Source organism: Desulfovibrio sp. DV, from assembly GCF_001936595.1.
In the GTDB taxonomy this organism is placed as follows: Bacteria; Desulfobacterota; Desulfovibrionia; order Desulfovibrionales; family Desulfovibrionaceae; genus Solidesulfovibrio.
Genome location: NZ_MLBG01000009.1, coordinates 43,033 through 64,003 on the forward strand (window position 1 = coordinate 43,033; position 20,971 = coordinate 64,003).

Below are 20,971 nucleotides of genomic sequence, written 5' to 3' on the forward strand. Positions count from 1 at the left end.
ATCACTTCTGATCGTCATTGGACAGCACGGATTAAATATCGCACCATTGTATGCACTGGGGCAGTCTCCGTATCACCAAAATACGATCCTGTTTGGCCGGCCACATACGCTGTACCTGTCAAAGCTCCGCTGTTGAGTGAGGCAGAAATGCTGCCGCCACTCGTCGATCCGTTGGACCACCCCATATTTGGAGATTGCGTTTGTCCCATATTAGGTGCGCCGTCGACCCACGTAAGAACAGTAGATGACCCAGTAACAGCCTGATAAGAATAGCTTTGCGGCGAAGCTGATCCTGAAACACCTAATGAGCTTAAGTTTCCACTTACAGGAGCATTCTGTCCTGGTACATTTACTGTATGGGTCTTGATGGTATCCGAAAATTTAGTGCCTAAGAAAGTTTTTGACGTAGTCCCTCGTAAAAATTGATTGTTATAGTCAGGAACATTGCTTCCAACGATCGCACGCAGTTTGTCATATTGCGTTCCGGACGGCACGGCCTGGCCGTTGCACTCCAGCCACCGGCTGGCGTCGGGTGGAAATGACCTAGACGTCCACGGGATGACGGCCCCTACGGGATAGGTCCCCTGGCTGGTTACCGTGATCGGGGTGGGGTTAAAACTTGTTCCATCAGCGGCCACGCTGTACTGGCCGTGGCCCACGAGGCCCAGGGCCAGTAAGAAGATGATGCGCAGGATAGCGGTCACGCTAATTGCCTCCGTTCTTCTTGGCGTCAAAAGTAGGCTGCCCGCCGGCATCCGGAAAGGACTCTTTGCATTTCGGATATCCCGAGCATCCCCAGAAATTGTAGCCTCCGGCACCATCCTTTATGCGATGGATCAAGGGCTTCTTGCATTTCGGACACAGGTAGTTGCTAAGAGGAGCCTTTTGACGGGCCTCCAGGCGTTCCCCAGGCTTGCCGCCTGCGTTGGCGAATGTCGCAGAGCAATCCGGATAGCCCGAGCATCCCCAGAAATCGTAGCCTCGGTCTTTCTTGCCCGCTGGCTTGGTGATCCGGCGCAAAGGCTTGCCGCAGGCCGGACACGCATGGGAGGTGAGGGACACGAAGCCTTTCAGCTCGCCTTCGAGGCTCGTGTGGAATTGGCGCATGACCTCGACATAGCGAGCTTTACCGGCCGCCAGGGCATCGAGGCTTTCTTCCATGCCCTGGGTATAGGAGTAGTCCAGAAAGCCGAAGTGGCTGAGTAGCGCATCCACCACGATCTCGCCGGCTTCCGTTGGCACCAAGTTGCGTTTTTCCAGGCACACGTACTCCCTGGCCATGATGTTTTCCAAAATGGCGGCATAGGTGGACGGCCGACCGATGCCGCGCTCCTCCAAAGCCTTGACGAGCGACGCCTCGGTATACCGTGCCGGCGGTTTGGTCCTGTGCACCGTCACAAAGCCGGCTCCCACCGTCAGTTGGCTGCCGACCTGGAGACGGGGCACGAGATTCTCTTTTTCCGGCTCGCCTTCCATGGCATCATCTTTTTCCAGCACCACCTTCCAGCCCGGCTTGACCAAGGTTCGCCCTTTGGCCTGAAAGACAGGGCCTTGATCCGAAATGACATTGCCGGCCAATTGGACCGTGCGTACGGCATAGGTCGCGTCATCGAGCTGGCTGGCCAGAGTACGTCGGCGGATCAGCGTATAGAGGGCCTTCTCTCCATCGCTCTCTCCAACCTCTTCGACCTCGATGTGGGTGGGGCGGATGGCTTCGTGGGCCTCCTGCGCGCCATCCTTGCTCTTCCACCGCCGGGGCTTGGCCACCACCGGCCAATCCCGGCTGCGGCAATACTCCTGGATAGCGGCCACAGCTTCGTCACTGATGTTTGGCGAATCCGTTCGCATGTAGGTGATATGGCCAGCCTCATAGAGCCGCTGCGCGAGTCCCATGGTTTCCTTCGGGGATATCTTGAGGGCCGCCGAAGCCGCCTGCTGGAGCGTCGATGTGGTGAACGGAGCCGGCGGCGCGGACCGGCTCTCCGTTTCCTCGCAGCTCAGGACCGTGACTTTACGAGTCTCGGTGGCGACCCGGGTGGCCAGTTCCTTGTCCAGCAAGTAGCTTTGACCTGGTTCCAGCCAATCCTTGACCAACCAGGTGGCCACCCAGCCGGGGGTGATGTTTTCGACATGGTCAAAAATGAGATCGACCCCGTAATGTGTCGTGACCGTAAACGCTCGAATTTCGCGCTCACGATCCACGACCAGACGCAGAGCCGGGCTCTGGACGCGCCCGGCCGACTTTTTGCCGCCCACAACGCGCGAAAGGGGGCCGGAGACCTTGTAGCCCACAAGGCGGTCCAGGACGCGCCGACCTTCCTGGGCCGCAACCAAGTTCATGTCCAGGCCACGCGGGCTTGCCAGCGCCTTTTTGACCGCCTGTTCGGTTATTTCGGCGTAGGTGACGCGCTTCGGGTCTTTGAGCTGCAAGGCGTCGGCCAGATGCCAGGCGATAGCCTCTCCCTCCCGGTCGGGGTCCGTGGCCAGATACACGGCCTGGGCACCTTGTACGGCCTTGGCCAGTTTGGCGATCACGCCTCTCCCCCGTTCGGTGGGCAGATAGCGCGGCCGGTAGGAGGTCTCGTTGACGCCGATGTCATCCCTGGGCAGATCGCGCACGTGGCCGACGCTGGCCATGACCTGCCATCCTTCACCCAGGAACCCTTGTATTTTTTTGATCTTGCCAGGGGATTCAACAATCAAAAGGTTCATGTACTACCTCACTTTTCGTTGCTGGCCATTTCGCGACGTTTGACGACCATTGGCGAAGCTGCCGGTGACACCGTCTGTCGCGGACTCGAAGAGGAAGACGACACCATCGCAGGAGCTTTGCTGCCGAGTCTGGCCAGGACAGCGGCGGCGTAGGCCCGCCCGCGTTCAGGGTTTCGTTCCAAGGGGGTGTGATAGGTGGCCACGGCCTCCCAGGTCAGGCCATAACGCTTGATGGCTTGGGCCAGTATCCAGACGCCCACCTGGACGTTGCCGCGAGGCTCGAACACCAGCTCCAGGGGGAGGTGGTAGCGCCGAAGCCACTGCGCATTGATTTGCATGAGGCCGATGTCGAAGGAGAGCCCGGCGGCAAGCGCGGCCCGGGCCACCGCCAAAGCCTCCTCCTTCGAAGCGTGGAGGATCGGTCGGCCGGCTATGTTCATGACCCATGGCCGTCCGCCGCTTTCCTGACCAGCGATGGCCAGGGCCAACGGCTTCGGCACGCCGTAGCGTTCGCAGGGACCATCGAAGAGGCTGACCAGGTCTTCGGAAGATTGAGCCCAGACAGGGGAGCCCGCGGCAAGCAGCACGATCAGGGCCATGCCGGCGCAGACTTGGCGGATCGTGCTCATCGGGTCATCTCGCAGCTCAGTTCACGACCAAGATGCTGGTCGTGGCCCCGGGTCACCCCCCGGGCCTTGGACACTTGCGCGGCCACTTCCTTGAGCCCCCGAGAAAGATGGAGATCGTTGAAATCCTTTAACCCAACGGCCATTTCCTCTTTGTTGAAGACAGGGACGACGACATTTCCACCAATGCTCTGGGCGGCCTGCTTGGCTTTCTCGACCCCGACGTTGGAGTTGGGATTTCGATAGTCGTTATCCGCGCAGATCGTGATTTTGGCAGCGGGATACTTTTCACGCAGCGCCTGGGCCACCGGCTCCAGATTGCCGGCGTCAAACGCCACGGCCACAGGCTTTTCCGTGGCCATGTGCACGCTGGCACCGGTGGCGTAACCTTCGGTCAACAGGATTTCCCCTTGATCAAGCTTCCGTTCAGGGTCGATCAAGTGGAAGCAGCCTTTTTTCTGCCCACCAGGCTGGAACCGCTTGCTGCCGTCCGGATGGATTTCCTGGACATTGCGCAGTTCCCCGTCCGTATTGCAGAGGGGAACGAGCAATAACTCACCTGCCCGTTCGTCAGTCCGGGATTCTTTGATTCCAAGCGGGAGTACGCCCTTTTTCAGGAGATAAGGGTGATCGGCGGATGCGAGAGTGCGTTCGGCAAAGGCTTGGCTGCACTGGTGGGCTACTCGATCCTGCTCATGGAGCCGTTCACGCTCCCGGCGCTGACCGCGTTCCGCCGCTTCCAGCTTGAGAGCAGCCTTCTGATCTTCGGTTAAGGTGTGGCCATGGGCTTTCCACGTGGTTTTTTCACCGGTCACATAGTTTTGGTACCAGCCGGCGGGATGGCCATCGAGGAAACCTTGGTAGGCTCCATCCAGAGCGTTCGGTCGGCCGGCGATTGGGACCCGGTGAATCTTCCCATCCATGACGGGCGCGCCCTGAAGCTCCAGGCCGGCTGCACGCAAGGCCTGGGCGAACTCTTCCTTGGGGTCCATGGTTTGGGTCGGACTCGGCTCTTTGGACGGCAGCCAGGTACCGAGCGTGGTCATGTCTGCTCCCTCGGGCGCATACCAGAGCTTGGCTTTGCCATCCCACTTGGCCCCAGCCGCTTTCGCCCTGTCTTTTTCGCGAAACGGCACGGCCAGGAAGGTTTTTTCCTTTGCTGGAGCGGAGGGCGTCTTTTCAACCACACCCTCGCCGCGAAGAAAGGCGGAAAATTCACCATCATTGAGCCCCAGAAATTCTTTGAGGGATTTGCCGGTCTCATTTTCGTGCCAAAAATGAACACGGTCATCGAGGGCCTCTTTCTTCTCGGCCGGGAAGATGCCGGCAGCCACTTCCTGAGGGAGATCCTGCTTCTGTTCCATATTGAGCACGTGCTGCTTGATTTTCTCCGCATCGCGGCAGGCGCGGACGATTTCATAGGGGTCCTTTTCGAGCACCGAAACCCACGAATCCACGTAGGCCAGATGCTGCCCAGGATCATGGCCGATGCCCAAATCCTGGCCGAGCATCCAAGAGGCGATTTCTGCCCGCAGTTCCTCGCGGGCATAGGGCTCGGAACCGAAGGGACCGAACTCCCGGTCCATCCGGGAAGGATGGCCGGTCCAATGGCCAAGTTCGTGGAGCGCCGTGACGTAGTAGCCATCAGCAGAGGGGAAATGGTCTTTGGGGGGCAGGCAGATTTCATCGGAGCGCAGGCTGTAATACGCCCGGTTGCGCTGATTGTGTTTGATGGTCGCGCCCGAGTTTTCGAGGATCGTCTCCGCCTTTTGATTCGGGTCCCAAGCCAAGCTGACCGTGGACGGGTCCAACGGCGGGATGTTCCCCTCCAACTGGCTGATGTGGAAAACCGAAGAGAAGCGCACAATCGGACGGCTCAGCTCCACCTTTTCCATGACCTGGTTGCCCTCGCCATCAAGCTTCGGCTTCCCGTCATCGTCCCGGGCCGGCTCCTCCTTGGAGAACTGCCAATAAACGATGGTCTGGGCTTTTTCGCCCTTCCGAACCCGGCAATCCAGGGAGTTGGCCTGCTTCAACGACATCCAGCGCGGGTCCTCGTACCCTTTGCGGGAGAGCATCACCCGATTGATGCCGCTGTAGACCGTGCCGGAGACCGGATTCAGCGGCGCGTGCAGTTCCCCGGGCTGCCAAGGCTTTTGCCAAGGAGCTGTGCCCTTTTTGAGGTCCTCAATGAGCTGTGCGGCAAATTCCTCGTGGAAGGGTTTGCGGTCTTTATGCGCCACGGCCGCCCTCCTCGCCCTCTTGAAGTTCGTCCAGATCATCGAGGCCGATGGCCTGTTCCTCAAACGCGCCCAGGAAATCCGCCACCTCGGGATCGGCCGGGATGCCAAGGCTGGGATTTTCCGAGGCCTGGACGTCCACCGCCCGAGCCGCCGCTTTGAGTGCTTCTCGTTCCATTCATTTTTCTCCTGTGTCGAAGAGTTGAACCGGCTTCACCAGTTGAAGCGAAGTGAGGGGGACCAAGCCAAAGTATCGGCCGTCAAAACCGCCTGGATGCCCAGAAGAAAGGATCAGGGCCATGCCCTGGGGAATCCGGCCAGAGCGGAGTGCGAGCGGCAGCGGCCTGCCGGAGCTGTCTTGCGAATGAGCCTGGCTCTCCGGCTGGAGCTGGCCGTTTATTCGGATGCCGTCCGTAGCCAGGCTCACCTCGTCACCAGGGAGCCCCGCTACGACCTTGAGCAATGGCTGGAGCCCACCCGGACATGACCCGGGCCGCAGGTAACCCCGCTCCAGAGCCAAAGGCGTGAAGGTTGCGTCTTCCAGGCAGAAGCTGACGAGGGCGCCGTGCTCGATCACCACAGCCTGGCCAGGGACAAGCTGATAAAACCCCCTGGGCATCGAGGCGGTGGCGTTGAACCGAAACCCACCCTCAAAAAGAACGACTCCCGCGCACCCCATGACGCACACGAGAAAGACGACGCTGGGCCTCATACTTGCGCCCCCTGCGCTTTTTTGAGGTAGGCAGCGTAGCCACTTTGCTTCTCAAGGGCGGTTGTGGCCTTAGGATTGGCTTTAGGGTTGGCGCTGGTGGCCGCACCGAGGGAATCGGATTGGACTGGAGCCGGTATTTTAACCCGTTCGGAAAATGCCGGGTCTCGAAAATACAGGATTTGATGGCCGTAGATTGGAGACTGGCCGGCAACGAAAATGAGCATGTCGCCGGGCTTTTTGGCTTTCTCGCCCGTTTTCGTGAGGCCCGGAAGGCGCATACATTCGTCGGGCGTCAGAAGCGGCCGAGCGGTCTCGGAGATGCTGACCGAGGCGTTTTTCAAGTGCCCACTGCGAGAGCCTGACAAGGAAGTTCTTTCGGTCACGACCGTCGTCTTGCCTGTCATTTCCGAGAGTTCCTTGGCCGTCTCCAGGGTATTCGGTGCGTAGGCGATCCGGACGTGACAGTTGCCCTTGATGCCATTTTCCTTGCCGTAGGTCTCATTAAGTTGCTCGATGTTTTGAATAACGAGCAGATAGTTGATGCCGTATCCAGCGGCATAGGCGATGGATTTGTTAATGACTTCCATCTTGCCGATGGAAGTGAACTCATCCATAAGCATGAGCAAACGGCGAGGCGGTTTCTTTTGCTCACCGTTCTCGAAGTCCATGCGTTCGCAAATACGACTGATGATGATGTTGAGGATCAGCCGGAGCAGTGGCCGCACTCGGTTCACATCCGTGGGGCTCACAACGAGATAAAGACTCACCGGCTTTTCATGATGAAGAAGATCGCGCACCCGAAAGTCCGAGCGGGCCGTGTTCATGGCCACCACGGGATCGCGGTAAAGCGCCAGGTTGGAAACGGCCGTTCCCACGACGCCCGAGCACTCGTTGGCGCTCTTGTTGAGCATCTCCCGGGCCGAGGAGGCGATAAACGTATGAATGTCCTGGCCGCCTATGGCTCCCGAGGGAAAGCATTCCGCGACCAGGGCCGCATGATCGGTTTTGAGCATCTCCTCAAAGAGCTCCTCAATCGTGCGGTCCTTGTCGGCAAGCATGTTGCCCAGATCGCTGAGGGTGGCCGTCCTTTTTGCCTTGTGGCGCACCGTCACCAAGCAATGGAGCAGCGCGCCGGCAATGAAGGCAAAACCCGCTTTGGCCCAATAGTCTTGGAGTCCCTTGCCCTCGGGGTCCACGATCATGGTGGCGATGTTTTGCACGTCCGGGATGGCCTTGAGCGTATCCAGCCGCACCTCATCCAGGGGGTTGAAGCAGGTGCCGAGTCTGTCATCGCCAAGGCTGGCATCTGACGGATCAAAGCGCAGGACCTTGTGCCCCTGGGACCGTCGCCACCCCGCAGTCAGCGCCCAGTTTTCCCCTTTGATGTCCAAGTTGACCGTTGAATCGGGGTAGGAAAGCAACGTCGGCAGGATGACGCCCACGCCTTTGCCGGACCTGGTTGGCGCATAGAGGAGCACGTGCTCGGGGCCATCATGGCGCAGATAGCGTTGCGTCTGCGCGCGACGACCCCGTAGCCATTGCCTGACGGCCTGCCACCCATGGAATTTCTTGAGCCAACCGCCGACATAGATGCCTTGACCGCCACAAAGACCCATCTCCTTGATCTCATCCTCCGAGGCCCAGTGGGCGGAGCCATGAATATCGGACGTGTCTTTGGGTTTGCGCATGGACAGCAGAGCAAATCCCAGGATCAGAAATTGGGGGACGATAAAGAGCATCTGCCCATGGAACTCGGCCCGGCGCACGGCCTCGTATTCGTTGCTCCACTGGTGCCATGAAAGGATCTTCCAGGGCGCGTACCAGACCATGCCGAAGGCCGAGCCCCAGGGGGTGCCCAGAGATTGGTGGTTGCCGAAGGAAGCCGCCACCTGCTGGGTTGCCAAGGACAAGCTGACCCCGGCCAAGAGCACCATGAAAAGGAGGTACCCCCATCGCAAAAGCTTACGGCGCGTCTTGATGCCGCCCAGGCCATGCTGAATGATCTCACTGCTCACGATACGGCTCCTTGAAAACCAGGTCCTTGGTCACGATGACGTTGAACCGGTAGCCAGGCCGGATTTCCAGCGTCGGCTTGATGTTCATGTTTTTTTCGAGAAGCTTGGAGGTAGTCTGGCCGAACTGCGTGGCCAGGGCCGAGGCCATTTCCTGCTGGAGCGTCGGCGTCGAGGAACTGTTTGTGGAATTGGAGCTATTGGATGTCGGGGTCATGCTGTCCACGGCCCAAGAAGTGGTCCCGGTGATGAGCGACATGAGCAGCGCGCCGCCAAAAGTCCGGAAATAGTGATTGTTCACCTCATCGTTGAAGCCCGAATAGCCGGCGCTGTCCGTGCCGGGCATGGATTCCAGGGTGATGGCCGAACCGTCGGGAAAGATGATGCGGTTCCAGGCCACGAGCACCCGGGATTGGCCATAGATGATCCGGGAATCATAGACCCCGTACAGCCTGGCTCCTTGAGGAATGAGCAGGAAGTGGCCATTGGCCGTGTCGAAGACATTCTGGCTGACCTGGGCGATGATTTGGCCGGGCAAATCCGAGTTGATGCCGCCGATCATCACCGCCGGGATCACGGCACCGGTTTTGACCTCAAACCGCTGCCCCGCCATCCGAGTGTTGGGGGAAATCCACTGCTTATCTGTCTTCTTCGCTCGGTCAAAGAACGCTTCCTTGTCTTTGTCCGCCGCCGGGTTGTAGTCCCCCTCCCGGGGCGCTCCCGCGAGCCGCTCAAGTCGGTCAAGATGGTCACCGGTCGACTCTTTTTCGGGCTTCAGCGGATTGTTCTCACCCGGGAGCCCGATCTTCGCCGTCGAGTCGTCCTTGACCTTGCGAATGACCAGCGGCGAAGAAAGCGCGGTCATGGCGGCTTGATGCCGCTGCCTGCGCAATTCTTCCAATTCGCGTTTATATTCCGGCGGCTCGTTGCTGGTAACCACTTGCACGATGGGCTTGGGTGGCGTTGTCGGCGTTGGCGGCGGTGGAGGCGTCGCCATGCCCATCCCGCCAGCGTTGTCACTTACAAGGGGCTTGTCATCCCGAACAACTATCGTCGGTTTTTCTTTTACATCCTTCTTGGCCTTGCTGGTAAACTCCACAGAGTAGACCAGGACGCCAAGCAAGATGGCTCCGACTACGATAGAAGCATAAAGCGGCCATTTCCGCATCCGTTGGGTTTCTATATATTCATTGGGGTCATTTAACATGATCAGCTTCCTTTGACGCAGATTGTATAGACCATGACACGACCATAATCAGAAGCAGGGTTGACCCAGCCCAAGGTGTCGTCTGTGGTCAACAGCCGCAGATGCACCTGCCATTGCCTATCGTTGCGGCTGACCGCCCAGGCTTGAAACGAGGTAATAGGAGGAGCCTGTGCGCCGGCAGCGACGATGGTTGGAGCCACGAAAATTTGTGGGGTGGTATCGGTGCCAAGCGGGCAGGCCGGTTTATTGATAAGGTCCCCGTCCTTGGCCAAGGTGGCGTTTTTAAAAAGTGTGCTGTTTCCTGTGTCGGCCAGGATTTCCATGTTGCTGTTCCGGCAAATGTAAAGTCCCTGGGCCGCATCGAAAAAGACCTTGCCTTCCGCAGAGGAATCACAGGTTTCACTGCCAAAGGTTCGTTCCGTAAATTGGACCTCATAAAGATTTCGGATCGCGTGATCCGTCATATCCAGTTCGGTTTGCATCTGATTAAGTTCCGGGTGGCCCGGGACGGACACCCGGTAGAGAAAATCCTGGCCGAGGCTGGAGCTGTCGAACGTGCTCAGCGCCCCAAGGTGGCCAGGGCCTGGGGATGTGATCCCGACGCTGGCCAGGTTGAGAGTCCACCCGCCGAAAGCTCCGCGTAGCGAACTCGACGGCTGGTCCGGAATATCCCCAGTGGGAATGAATCCGCCGGCTCCACCTGCCATCGCAGCCGCTGAGGGGACGACCGCAGTAGCGAACCGGACATCCTTGGCTTCCTGTCCGCGCCCACCCGTAGTCAGCACCACCGCCTGCAACGTGTTCGCTTCGGGTTGCCTGAAATATATTTGATACGTCTGGCCCCAGACGTTGTGTCCCTGAAAGCCGGCCGCCAAAAAGCCTTCCGTGACCAGCGGAGCGGTGCCGATCATTGGTCCGCTATTGGCCGAGGCCTGCGTCACCAAGTCGGTCTGGTGCTTGCGAACATAGGCGGAAGCTGCCTTCGTCACCGCAGAGAGCTGGTCAGCGGCTTGCCGTTTTTCGAGTTCATTTGAGCCCAACGTCCACAAGTTCAAAAGAAGCGGAATCATGATGAAAAGGACCAGCAGCGCGCCAATAGTTTCAACTAGTTTCATGCGATTACTCCACGCTGACCACGCTTACGATGTCGCCCTCGGAGACGAAGGCCGGGACCGGCGTAACGCCGCCGTAGCTGGGGAGGAGCTGGCCAGCAGCCGCGCGGCCGATGGCGTAGCTCCCCCAATATAAATCCCGGACGAGCGCTATCTCTTCGGGCGAGGCTTCCCCCCAGACATAGAGGCAACCCGCCTCGATGCGGGCGTGCCACGGGCGCAGCATCACCCAACCTGTCGGCAGGCCCAGGGATGCTGTCGCAATATCTCCAGGCGTTTTGTGGCCGTTGAAAACATACCGATGCACTTCATTCCGGTAGATCGCGAAGTTAGCGGCTATTGACTCTGCTCGGTGGGTGTCTTGTGAATCCATGCTTCCAAAACGAAACATAGCCAAAACACCTAAAACAAACATGAGGACAGCCAATGCTTTCATATCGCTTTGAGTCCATGGTCTGCTATGCGGTTACGCAAATCTCTCATGTCATCACCAAGCGATTGTAGTTGCCGCTCACGTAATTTCGCTCGAATGCCTTTCACGCGCATCGCGTTTTCTGGATTGGAAGCAGTAAACGGGAGCAACAGATATTGAGGACACTTCTGCCACTTTGGCTCGCTTTCCAAATCCTGCAACAGAATGGCAAGGAGGGAATTGGCAAGATTCTCGCAGGCGTTCGCTCCATCGAGTTCCTGCGCCCAATTAATGAGTCGCTCCAAGGCTGCGAGCACATCGAAGCCATGGATGGTGGCCACCACCAGTTGTTGTCTGGAGCCCAGGGCCACGCGCAGGGCTTCCAACGCCGCGAACTTGGTGTGAATCTCTCCGATGAAGATGACGTTGGGCGAGGCGTACAGGTGCGCCCGTTCGATTTGCATGGGGAGCTCATGCTCCCCTTGAATCTCCGTCTGAAAGCAGTGGCCGTGCTCTCCCCAACTACCGCCGAGGGGCAATTCCGCCGGGTTCTCAAACGTCACGGCGTGCCCGCCATGTTGCTGTAGCCGGCTGGCCACCAAAGCACTGGCCGTCGTTGTCTTTCCCGAGGCCTGCGCGCCGGCCACCAAAACGAGGCCTTGCCGTTGCTCCGCGAGGAGTAGCCATTCGCTGAGATACGGCGGCAGCCCCAATTTCGAGAGCTGAGGCACCTCTGATGGCAGCCGACGCATGAACCATGTCTGGCCGGCATCGACATCCTGGATTTCGGCCACCCGGTAATACACTCCGTTATGGGAATACCGGATCGTTCGGGGCTCCACGCGGAGCCCCGTGGCCGGGTCCGTCTGGCGTCTGGCCAAGACGGCATCGATCAGTTTCTTGGGCAGCTCCTTCACCTCGTCCGCGCAATCCGGCGGGACGGGGATGAGCTGCTGTCCTGACTCGGGGCAGCCTTTGAGCCGCGCAGACCCGTCCGGCAAGATGATCAGGTCTGAAAAGAACAGTTCCGCCAACGACACGGTCATCTCGCCGTAAAGATGATGTTGTTGGTGTCGTTGCAATAGGACACGATATCCGTGACAATAGACTCCGAGAGCCGATCCACGGCATGGCCGTTCACATCAACGGCAAGCCAAGCATCCGTCTGGAATTTTGCCAGCTTAGTGCACTCTTCCTGGGGAATGGTTGTGAGTTCGATGGAAAACGCCGCATCCGCAGTCACCGGGGCCAAGGTAATATCGCCACCAAAGGCATTTTTGAGCACTTCGCCCTTAATAAATGATTTGGGCACCACCCCGGCTTTCAGAGCCAACGCGTTGTCCAGGCCAGTGTAATCTGCCGAACCGGAGAACATATGCTGCACCTGCATACGCAGGGTGACGAGATTTTGTTCTGTCTCACCCAGCTTGGACGAGGAAAATGCTCCGCTGAGACCCAAGGCGGCCCCGGCTAAGACAATCAACCCAACTAAAATAGCGCCAAGAGTTTCAAGAAGCGTCATCCTAGTATCCTCCAGATTGTAAGAGTTGAGATTGCAAGGAACCTATCGCCATTGCCAAAATGCAAATCAAAACTGTAATCAGGACAATTCCAACCAAATTCATTATCCTGGATTGCTGCTTCACCAACTCCACGCCTTCATGCATCCATTCTGTTGCTAATTCGTGCATCTGACGGTGAAATCCCGGAAGAACGGCATAAACACGCAAGTCATCAATAAGCTCTTGATCTGGAAAATTCATTCGGCAATCATACATCGAATCGCCAAGGTTTTTTCCATGACCGTTTTCAATGGAGATTGCTAAAATGCGTTCTCGCAAATAAGGGCTTACTGTCTCAGAGTTGATCATTGATTCCAGAATATGCGAGAGCTGTACGCCAGAATGCATCAATGTGGACAGTGTGTAGAGCCAGACCGAGCCCACCGTCAGGCGGTATATTGACCACGGAGGCAAGCTTTCCACATAGAGACGTAACCGACCTGTCCAGATTGGTAGAGTCAGCAGCGCCGTAGCAATGAGGCCGAGAATAACAAGCAATGTGACCGCACCGGCAAACGAAGCCACAAATGAGGTCATCTTGTAGAATGCCGCCGCCGCGCCATGCCATTTGGCGGGATCGGAAAGCATGGCGAACTTCGGCATCACCATGACGGAGACGACACCCAAAAGCAGGATACAAATACCAAAGAGAAACACGGGATAAGCCAACGCGCTCACCACGGCCCCAAGGATCTTCTGACGGGCAGCCAGCAGGCCGGCCGCCAGCTCCAGCCCTTCAGGAAATCGACCCGAGCGCTGACCACTGGAGATGAGCATGACCTCTTCCGGAGTGACGAAGTCGCTCAGGCTCGCTCCCAAATTGTGTCCCAAACCCAAGTGCTCCAGCACTCGGGCGAACACCAATGCCGCAGGGGATCGACGACTTGTCGCCCGGAGTTGCATCTGGCGCAGACTTTGGTCCAAGCTCATGCCATGTCGGGCCTGGGCTGCCAGCTTTTTCCAGGTCCGTTGCCGTACCGAACTGCTGAATGCCAGGCGCGCCAGGAGTTCTGCCAAGTACTCGCGCATCAGCGTCCACCGGACACGAAAACTTGGTTGAAGTTGAGAGGAACACCAAGCCGCTCCTCCGCGAGGTAAGGATCGACATGGCCCTCTTTGATGAGTTCCACGGCGTGGTCGACGTAGCTGCGTCCCCCTTTTTCCTTGATCCAGTATTCGTGGGCACGTGGAATATTGCCTTCGCGCAAAAACCCGAGCATTTCCTGGTCAGTGGCCACGATCTCGGCCGCGACGGTCTGCCCGATCAGCCCTCGCTTTCGGCATTTCTCACAGCCGTTGCCCCGGACGTACACGGATTCCCGGTCATCCAGGACTCGCCGTAACCGGCTGGCAACATCTTCGGGCAAATGCTGTTGACGCTTCTCGGGTTTGAGGTCCATCAGCCGGATTTTACAACTCGGGCACAGCATGGGCAGTAACCGCTGGTATTCGAGCCCGGCCAAGACGTTATGATCGCAAATCTGTTCCAGTGGATTACGATAGTGGGTGGCCAGGATGCTGACCAAGCGAGCGATGATGCCCATGGCGTTGTTCGCATGGATCGTGGCCCAGACCGAATGCCCGGTCAGCGCCGCGTCGATGGCAGCGACAGCGGCCTCGACGTACCTGATCTCGCCGATCATGAGCACGTCCGGATCGCTTCTCATGGCCCCTGCGATGGCGTCACAATACGCACCGGACCGGGTGCTTCTGTCGTTGCTGGAGATAAGGACTTGACGCACCCCCTTGAGAGGATATTCTGGTGGGTCTTCGATGCTGAAATAGGCCTTCTCGGGATTGCGCTCCGTCATGGACTCCATGACATGCTTCAAAAAAGTGGATTTTCCGTGCCCCGTGGGGCCTGAAATGATCGTCAGGCCGGTGCGCCGGGTGAGAAATTGAGCCGTGTCGCATTGGTTCGGCGTGAAGCCAAGCACCGCCATGCGCTCCTGCAAAGAGCCTTTGGCGGACGTCGCATCATAGAGAAGCCGCAGGGACATGGAGGTGCCCACGCCGGACTGCGCCTGGGCGCACTCAATGGGCTCCGAGTGCACACGCACGGAATGCACGTTGGGCGGCAGGTAATTCCGTTGAGCGATCCGCCCATCCTGCCGTTCGGTCGGCGAAAAGCAGGTGTCAGCCGACTGGGAAAGTTTTTGGTAAATGCAGGCGATCAGGCGCTGACCCAACTCGGCATTGAGCTGCGTGTGGTCCGTCAGCATCCCCAGGCAGCGAAATCTAATAATGGTATAAAGGCCGGAATCCATGAGATGGATGTCTGACGCTCCTGTATCAAAAGCATCCTTGATGAGGTCGATGGCGTACTGCTGCACCTCATTTTCCGCATGGCCCGTCCTGGCAGCCTGACTGGCAAAGGTGCTGTCGAATTCTTCCGGCTTGTGAAACTCATAGGTTAAGATGCCGCGACGCCGTAAACTGCCGTAGAAATCAACAATCTGAAGATTATTTTTAAGTTCCGCCGAGATATGGAGAACACCATTGACGAGCGCCACGCGGCCTCGCAAGGCCGCTGGAATGTTGTCAATAACGCTAACTTGTTCCATAAAGGACCTACTCAAAAGCCAGTGTAGTTGATGAATTACCGCGCCGGACCAACACACCGGTGCGATTGACAGCGGTGATGACACCACCGCCGAACTTGTCACCGGGGCGCACAGTCACGAGACTGCCAGAGCTGGACCGGATCGTGGCGCTGGCGTGGCCGTCCACCCCCTGGATGGAGATGACAACCGGGGAAGCCTCTTTCGGCTTAACCACCGGTTTGGGAGGTTCAGGCAAAATCACCTGGGGCTGAGGCGCGGGTGTGATTTTTTTGGAAGTCAGCTTTTCCTTTTCCTGCTCAATCGCGACCATCACCTTCATTTCTTCGAGATCGGCCCGCAGTTCGGTCATGCGTCCCAAATTCCCGGATTGTGGTACGGTGATGGCACCTGCTTCCTTGACGGCAACAGGCTGCATTTCGATGCCTGAGGCCTCGCCCTCCTTGCTCTCCTTGGGCGCTGAAGCCGGCACCGCACCGGCTCGCGAGGCAACTTCCTTTGTTTGGATTTTTGCCGGGGTTTTAGGGGCAGAAGCAGGGGGGGAAGGAAGCTGAGGTTCCTGCCAACTCCGAATTATCAAGACGCCAACAAACACCAGGACCACAGTCGCCGTAACGCACCCAACTATCCAAAGTTTTCGACTACTTTGCTGCGACATAAACAGCCCCTTTGATGACCCAGACGTTTTTTTCAAACGCAATTGATTCGAGCATGATGCCAGGGATGCAGGAAAATACTTTTGGCAGTGCCGCATCTTCGAGCATTGCAGACGGAATCTCACTCACCTCCCACTGGCCACGCATCCAGGGGGCAGTAATTTCAACATTATCAACACGCTTTTTTCTGGATTATTGTACGTGAGCCGCAGATGGGCACCCATGAGTTGCGTACCTTGGTACAACAGGCGGGTGCATTCCTCTCGTGGAAGCAACGACTCAACAGGGCGCATCACACGGTGCCCGGAGACCGGGAGGCGAGAAATCGCCTTGTGCGGGGACTCAATTCGAGCTGAAAGTGGCAAATGCACGTAATCAGCGCCGGGCCTGTGCCCCCAGGTGACAACCACCCCCAGCCCGTCAAAGACCGCGCGTTCCAGGACCCACCCCGAGGCAGCCATGGGCAATCTCAACAGGGCCGCAACGCCACGCGAAACAAGTTCATCAACGGCCGGGGCCGTGATCCATGGCTGCTGGAAATAACGTTCCGGATGCGCCAAAAGCTCCTGTTTATGCTGTTCCGTGTTGGCCATGGCGATCCGGGCAGCCTCCATGGCCCGTTTGCCCGCCTGATGATCCAGGAATTTTTTGAACCCGTAGCCGCCCAGCAGCAGCACTGCCGCCACACCGCACATGGCCGCCAGCTTGCGCCGTTGCCCCGGCAGCGGTTGTAGGGGCTGCAAATAACCGTTGCGGCCCCGGAAACGGCTGAACGGCCCCGCGCTGATAAGAGGCGTGAGCCAATGAAGGCTTTCGTCCACGGTCTCGCAGGAAACCGTTTCTGCGAAATCGCTGTCGAGCAGCCCTTTGAGCGACTGAATCCATTCATTGGCCTCAATGCGGGTCGGGAAGACCTGGTCACCCATGCCCACGATCAGCGACTGGGATGTGGCGAACACCCACCAGAACTCACCATCCTGATCCGCAAGACAAAAAAGGCCCAGAAAAGACGGTGAGGTAATGCGTACCGCAGCCGCCAAGGCGCGAACCCCAAGCCAGTCGCGCACTGATCCGCCACTGACAGCGAACCCGTACTGGCGCTGGCGGTAAGCAACCATGTCCAGAGCATGGTCGAGCTTCCCTGCCTCTCGCCGCAGGTCGGGCTCGCTCTGCTTGGCGTTGCTGGTGAACCATTGGAGACCAACAGCCCAATGGCGTTTATTGATGACAACCCGGCGCATTACAGTTCCGCCGATTCCACTTCGATGGTAATGACCAGCAACGACCGCCCATAATTCCCGGAATGAGAGGTCTTGGTAATTCCCAAAGCATTATCCGTTGTGGTGGATTCTTTTTCGAATCCGCAGAGAACGAGAGTTTGTCCCATTTTCATGGCTGACCGCTGGGATAACGCTCGCGTTGAAGTCTGAGGCAATTCGACAGTTACGTCTGATGTCGTCAGTTCTTTCATCTCATCGAGAGCTGAGATATTGATATTGTATTGCAGTATCACGCGGCGTTGATCCAGTATGTGAGGTATAACGGTCATAGCAAAACCCGTAGTGACCTCGCCTGGAGTGATTTCCGTTGTCTGACTGTAGTCATTCGTGGACTTGCCCACGCCAGCCAGATAGGCGCGCCGCTCAATGGCTAAGACCGGAACGGGCTGGTTGCTCATCACCAGTCCACCGGCAGACGTGACCTGAGTTGCTTTCCCCCATTGGCGGAGGGCTTTGAGAACAGCCGACGAATCCTTGAGCCGCCCGGAAACAATGGTTGCCGTGGCCGTGTTGATGCTCCCGATCCCGCTTATGCTGCCGGCCGAGAGGGCCACATCGGAAACATTGGCATTTTGGAAAAGCGTCTGGATGTTGAAGCCGATTTCGGCGTCGTCGGTCAGTTTGAGAGACCAGACCCGGACCGTCAGAGCCACCTGCCGAGACAGGCGGGTATTGAGCTCGTCTATGTAGGTACCCACCCGCCGAACGCTCTCTGGAATGTCACGGACGGTGATCGTGCCGGCGGCCTGGTTGACGACCACCACACCCTTGGGAGTGAGCAAGGCCTTCACAGCTTTTTCCGTGTCCGCCCACACGTCGAAAGTCAGGGTGGTCCCCGATGTTTGCGACGTCTGTGCGCTGGTATCCTCCCGGGAAACAGGCTGACTCACCAAGGAATTGCTGATGCCGGGCGAACTGTTTTCCTTGGATTTATTAGTCAGCTTGTTTTCATAGGTCACTTTCCCAGGTGCTCCCAAAATGGTGTAGGTACGCACGAGCATATGAGCGAAGGTGACACTGTTATTGTTCTCATCGAAATCCCACCCGTACCCCGATAGCGCGGCCACCTGATCGAGCAGGCCACGCAGAGGACCCTCGTAGGAGACATTGAGAACCTTGCCTCCGCCATACCCAGCGACGGAAACGCCACTTCCACCGTTCCCACCTCCCTTCAGCAGGGCTTCCAGTTCCAGATTCACACCCTGTTCTCCCGATGGGGCAGCAGGGGCTGAAGCCGGGGGAACAGGAGGATGGTCGGTGGATTTCTTGGCCTCATCCTGATCCGCTGCGACCTGGACCGACAGCGAGGAAAGCTCACTGATGGCTGCCGCAATGCTGGTCAGGGTACCCTTACGGCGAAGCATCACCCGTTTATTGAGAATTGGGTTTGAGGCCGTCGAGCGAAGCATCGTAGCCTTCGCCCCCAGATAGGGGGTCTCCACCACTTCCACGGTGCGCGATCGGCTTTGCTCCCGGAACTGTTCCCCTTGGCGTTCGACGGGGTCCACTTGAGGGGTCGTTTTAGCGCAGCCGCCAACGGTGAGTGCTAAAACGAAAAGAAGAAAAACATATTTCGTCTTAAACATCTTAATCCTCCGCAACTTCGAGGACATTGTTGCCCCGGTAGAGCGTGACCCGCAGGGCATGGCCACTCCGGTGCAGCCCCGCAAACAGATTTTTAATGGCCGTCTCGAAATCCCCTTCGAAACCGGCCCGGGCCTCCAAATCGAAATCATGCTGGGCTTTCCAGATCAGCTGATAATGGGCGCGTATCGCCCAGTGTTCGAGTTGAGTGCGCAAACTCCCAGGGGCGACATCCCACCTGGGGGTGGGAAGGACCGGCGGCGCTGACGGCTGGCTCACTTGCCCCTGCGCAGGCTGGGCACCTTGCGTCGAAGCTGGTTGAGCAGCCTGAGGCGGCTCAGGTTGAGCTGCGGGGGCTGGCGCAGGTTGTGCAACAGGTGTCGGCAGAGGTGCCGACGTAGGCGGGGCTGAAGGGGCCGGCGTAGGCCGGGCAGCAGGTGCAGGCGTAGGCTGAACTGCGGGTGCCGGTGCCGGCTGGCTGACAGGTGCCGGCGTAGGCGAGGCTGAAGGGGCCGGCGCAGGCTGTGTTGTGGGGGTAACGCTCTTTTGGCCATCAGCAATCAGCCGGGAAACAGGCGTGACGGACGCAGAGGGCAAGGCAGACCCAGGAACTGGATGAACCTCCGCAGGCTGACTCATCGCATACGGTTGCTTGCCCATCACAGGCTCATGGATCACCACCCGCCGCCCAGCAGGAATATCCGTGTCCGGGGACACGTTGTTGAGGCGGCAGAACTCATCCACGGAAATCTTGTAGTACTTGGCGAGTCTGGCGGCCGTGCTTTTGCGGTGCACAATCCGAGTCTTGCGCTCAATTTTGGACGGCATCACCGGTTTCGGCTGAGGGGCCGGCGCAATCGCAGGAGGCACATCATGGAGAGAACGCGGCTCCGGAGCCGAAGCCGAGGCCGAAGCCATTCTCTCGGAGGGAGTCACTTCTCGCGCGAGTCGTCGGGGTTCACCAGTCAAAACGCGCAGTGTTCCAAAAGCAGTTCCATCCGATGTCTGGACACGTAAATAGCAGTTGGAAGGCGTCTCATCGCGGATGACATCCAGGGTGTACGCTACGCGCACGCCGGATGCGTCTGGAGCGGCAATGGGAAAGCCTTGCTCCCGCAAAGCAGATTCCAGGTCCTGGCCGAAGGTGGAATTCGTCTTAACCAACGCCAAGGTGGTTCGTGCCGGCGGATAGCGATGGGCCATCTCCTCAGCGGCCGAGGCGGCCAAGGCTTGGGCATCACCAGGGAAATCGGCACTTACGCCGTCATAGGCCGTCATGCCGCCGGTATCGACGCGCGCCCCGTGCATGGCGCACCCGGGAAGAAGGGCCAGGACAACAAGAAGTAAGAAGGTGCTTCGCATCACCAACCTCACTTCGCTTTCCGGATGGTGACGCGTTGTTGTTTGCTGCCCACGCCGGAGATCAGCTTTGCCTCGGGAAAGACCCCGTCTACGAGCAGGGTCAAGTTTTTCATCCGGAAGTTGGCCAAGGTGTCCTGGCCGCCGTTTCGGACCAGGACCACCGGGGCATCACTGGATTGGACCGCCGCCGGCAACTTGATGAACATTTGTCGGCCGTCGTCGAACACCTGCAACGGCTTCCAAGGGGCGTCACCGCTGATCTCGTACCCGAAGTTCAGTTGGCTCATGTCCTTGGTCTGGCCATCGACCTCAGCCGTTTTGAACTCCTTTTCCTTGGCGTCCTTGGCCTCCTTCTCGCGAAGTCGTGTGACGTTGTCGCCAGGGTAAAGAAAGGCCACCTGAGGGGTATGCCCGGCCTGCTGGCTTTTCAGTGTGAGATGGTAGGCCCGGCGATCCGTGGTAATCACCGCGCTGGTGGAGAGTCCCGCGTCCACGGGCTTGATAAGGATGTGCGCCGTGTTGCCGGATTTGGCGATTTCCAGCATCCACCGGGCGGAGTCGCCGACGATCACTTCATTGACTGTCTCGCCTGGCTGGAGTTCGACGTCGCAAATCTGGAGCGGAGCGCCGATCACCGTAGGCGAGGACACGCCATAGGTGAACATGATCTTGCCATTGGCCTGAATCGGAGCTGGGGTTGTGCCTTCCCAGTCTTTAACCATTTGGACGGATTTTTTATCACGAGTGGAAAGAGGTACATTGGGACTGATGTACTCCAAAGGAGGCAAGGATTTTGGCTTTGTCCCCTCCTCGCCCTTTGTGCCCATCCCCTCCATTTTATAGTCTTCAGGAATCCATCCCTTGGGTTTTTCCTCAGCGCCGGCCTGCGAGCCAAGGAGCACGGTCAAAAACAGAACCGTGTACAACAAATTT

19 protein-coding genes are annotated in these 20,971 nt (G+C 58.2%); all 19 read right to left on the reverse strand.

What is annotated here, in order from left to right:
* Positions 1-14 precede the first annotated feature (14 nt).
* The 19 genes from DVDV_RS21805 to trbG all read right to left on the reverse strand — a co-directional run bounded on the left by DVDV_RS21805 (position 15) and on the right by trbG (position 20,964).
* Positions 15-704: a tail fiber protein gene (locus tag DVDV_RS21805; protein ID WP_254845237.1), complete on the reverse strand. Its 690-nt coding sequence runs from the start codon at positions 702-704 to the stop codon at positions 15-17.
* A 1-nt stretch (position 705) separates the two neighbouring features.
* Positions 706-2,712: a type I DNA topoisomerase gene (gene topA / locus DVDV_RS04060; RefSeq protein ID WP_075353431.1), complete on the reverse strand. Its 2,007-nt coding sequence runs from the start codon at positions 2,710-2,712 to the stop codon at positions 706-708.
* 8 nt (positions 2,713-2,720) lie between these two features.
* Positions 2,721-3,341, reverse strand: a complete 621-nt coding sequence (locus DVDV_RS04065) for a lytic transglycosylase domain-containing protein (protein WP_075353432.1) — start codon at positions 3,339-3,341, stop codon at positions 2,721-2,723.
* Complete coding sequence (locus DVDV_RS04070) at positions 3,338-5,581, reverse strand: zincin-like metallopeptidase domain-containing protein (RefSeq protein ID WP_075353433.1); 2,244 nt, start codon at positions 5,579-5,581, stop codon at positions 3,338-3,340. The genes DVDV_RS04065 and DVDV_RS04070 overlap by 4 nt, the downstream gene beginning before the upstream one ends.
* Positions 5,571-5,756 carry a hypothetical protein gene (locus DVDV_RS04075; RefSeq protein ID WP_075353434.1) on the reverse strand — a complete coding sequence of 62 codons (186 nt, stop codon included), beginning with the start codon at positions 5,754-5,756 and terminating at the stop codon, positions 5,571-5,573. The genes DVDV_RS04070 and DVDV_RS04075 overlap by 11 nt, the downstream gene beginning before the upstream one ends.
* Positions 5,757-6,290, reverse strand: coding sequence for a conjugative transfer signal peptidase TraF (traF, locus tag DVDV_RS04080; protein ID WP_075353435.1), 534 nt, complete (start codon positions 6,288-6,290; stop codon positions 5,757-5,759).
* Positions 6,287-8,305: a type IV secretory system conjugative DNA transfer family protein gene (locus tag DVDV_RS04085; protein WP_075353436.1), complete on the reverse strand. Its 2,019-nt coding sequence runs from the start codon at positions 8,303-8,305 to the stop codon at positions 6,287-6,289. The genes traF and DVDV_RS04085 overlap by 4 nt, the downstream gene beginning before the upstream one ends.
* Positions 8,295-9,509, reverse strand: a complete 1,215-nt coding sequence (locus DVDV_RS04090; RefSeq protein WP_075353437.1) for a TrbI/VirB10 family protein — start codon at positions 9,507-9,509, stop codon at positions 8,295-8,297. Before DVDV_RS04090 ends, DVDV_RS04085 begins: the two co-directional genes overlap by 11 nt.
* A 2-nt stretch (positions 9,510-9,511) precedes the next feature.
* Entirely contained in the window at positions 9,512-10,624 is a 1,113-nt protein-coding gene (gene pilV, locus DVDV_RS04095; RefSeq protein WP_075353438.1) for a shufflon system plasmid conjugative transfer pilus tip adhesin PilV, read from the reverse strand.
* Positions 10,625-10,628: 4 nt separating this feature from the next.
* Entirely contained in the window at positions 10,629-11,057 is a 429-nt protein-coding gene (gene pilM, locus DVDV_RS04100) for a type IV pilus biogenesis protein PilM (RefSeq protein WP_075353439.1), read from the reverse strand.
* Positions 11,054-12,115 (reverse strand): ATPase, T2SS/T4P/T4SS family, encoded by a 1,062-nt coding sequence (locus tag DVDV_RS04105; protein WP_254845238.1) that lies wholly within the window; start codon positions 12,113-12,115, stop codon positions 11,054-11,056. Before DVDV_RS04105 ends, pilM begins: the two co-directional genes overlap by 4 nt.
* Positions 12,076-12,555, reverse strand: a complete 480-nt coding sequence (locus DVDV_RS04110; RefSeq protein WP_075353440.1) for a type 4 pilus major pilin — start codon at positions 12,553-12,555, stop codon at positions 12,076-12,078. The genes DVDV_RS04105 and DVDV_RS04110 overlap by 40 nt, the downstream gene beginning before the upstream one ends.
* Before the next feature lies 1 nt (position 12,556).
* Entirely contained in the window at positions 12,557-13,624 is a 1,068-nt protein-coding gene (locus DVDV_RS04115) for a type II secretion system F family protein (RefSeq protein WP_075353441.1), read from the reverse strand.
* On the reverse strand, positions 13,624-15,159 hold the full coding sequence (locus DVDV_RS04120; protein ID WP_075353442.1) for an ATPase, T2SS/T4P/T4SS family: 1,536 nt from the start codon (positions 15,157-15,159) through the stop codon (positions 13,624-13,626). Before DVDV_RS04120 ends, DVDV_RS04115 begins: the two co-directional genes overlap by 1 nt.
* Before the next feature lie 7 nt (positions 15,160-15,166).
* Complete coding sequence (gene pilP / locus DVDV_RS22100; RefSeq protein WP_175577059.1) at positions 15,167-15,814, reverse strand: type IV pilus biogenesis protein PilP; 648 nt, start codon at positions 15,812-15,814, stop codon at positions 15,167-15,169.
* 123 nt (positions 15,815-15,937) lie between these two features.
* Positions 15,938-17,053 (reverse strand): type 4b pilus protein PilO2, encoded by a 1,116-nt coding sequence (gene pilO2 / locus DVDV_RS04130; RefSeq protein WP_075353444.1) that lies wholly within the window; start codon positions 17,051-17,053, stop codon positions 15,938-15,940.
* Positions 17,053-18,678 carry a pilus assembly protein gene (locus DVDV_RS04135; RefSeq protein WP_254845239.1) on the reverse strand — a complete coding sequence of 542 codons (1,626 nt, stop codon included), beginning with the start codon at positions 18,676-18,678 and terminating at the stop codon, positions 17,053-17,055. Before DVDV_RS04135 ends, pilO2 begins: the two co-directional genes overlap by 1 nt.
* Before the next feature lies 1 nt (position 18,679).
* Entirely contained in the window at positions 18,680-20,038 is a 1,359-nt protein-coding gene (locus tag DVDV_RS23755; protein ID WP_139311518.1) for a TcpQ domain-containing protein, read from the reverse strand.
* 8 nt (positions 20,039-20,046) lie between these two features.
* Positions 20,047-20,964, reverse strand: coding sequence for a P-type conjugative transfer protein TrbG (gene trbG / locus DVDV_RS04145; protein WP_254845240.1), 918 nt, complete (start codon positions 20,962-20,964; stop codon positions 20,047-20,049).
* Positions 20,965-20,971 lie beyond the last annotated feature (7 nt).

What these genes read in the sequence shown, in the direction of transcription:
- DVDV_RS04120 (WP_075353442.1), bottom strand. Translation starts at nt 15,159, where the DNA reads ATGGAACAAGTTAGCGTTATTGACAACATTCCAGCGGCCTTGCGAGGC.
- DVDV_RS04135 (WP_254845239.1), bottom strand. Translation starts at nt 18,678, where the DNA reads ATGTTTAAGACGAAATATGTTTTTCTTCTTTTCGTTTTAGCACTCACC.
- pilM (WP_075353439.1), bottom strand. Translation starts at nt 11,057, where the DNA reads ATGAAAGCATTGGCTGTCCTCATGTTTGTTTTAGGTGTTTTGGCTATG.
- DVDV_RS04115 (WP_075353441.1), bottom strand. Translation starts at nt 13,624, where the DNA reads ATGCGCGAGTACTTGGCAGAACTCCTGGCGCGCCTGGCATTCAGCAGT.
- DVDV_RS04075 (WP_075353434.1), bottom strand. Translation starts at nt 5,756, where the DNA reads ATGGAACGAGAAGCACTCAAAGCGGCGGCTCGGGCGGTGGACGTCCAG.
- pilV (WP_075353438.1), bottom strand. Translation starts at nt 10,624, where the DNA reads ATGAAACTAGTTGAAACTATTGGCGCGCTGCTGGTCCTTTTCATCATG.
- DVDV_RS23755 (WP_139311518.1), bottom strand. Translation starts at nt 20,038, where the DNA reads ATGCGAAGCACCTTCTTACTTCTTGTTGTCCTGGCCCTTCTTCCCGGG.
- DVDV_RS04065 (WP_075353432.1), bottom strand. Translation starts at nt 3,341, where the DNA reads ATGAGCACGATCCGCCAAGTCTGCGCCGGCATGGCCCTGATCGTGCTG.
- pilP (WP_175577059.1), bottom strand. Translation starts at nt 15,814, where the DNA reads ATGTCGCAGCAAAGTAGTCGAAAACTTTGGATAGTTGGGTGCGTTACG.
- topA (WP_075353431.1), bottom strand. Translation starts at nt 2,712, where the DNA reads ATGAACCTTTTGATTGTTGAATCCCCTGGCAAGATCAAAAAAATACAA.
- DVDV_RS04090 (WP_075353437.1), bottom strand. Translation starts at nt 9,509, where the DNA reads ATGTTAAATGACCCCAATGAATATATAGAAACCCAACGGATGCGGAAA.
- pilO2 (WP_075353444.1), bottom strand. Translation starts at nt 17,053, where the DNA reads ATGCGCCGGGTTGTCATCAATAAACGCCATTGGGCTGTTGGTCTCCAA.
- DVDV_RS04110 (WP_075353440.1), bottom strand. Translation starts at nt 12,555, where the DNA reads ATGACGCTTCTTGAAACTCTTGGCGCTATTTTAGTTGGGTTGATTGTC.
- traF (WP_075353435.1), bottom strand. Translation starts at nt 6,290, where the DNA reads ATGAGGCCCAGCGTCGTCTTTCTCGTGTGCGTCATGGGGTGCGCGGGA.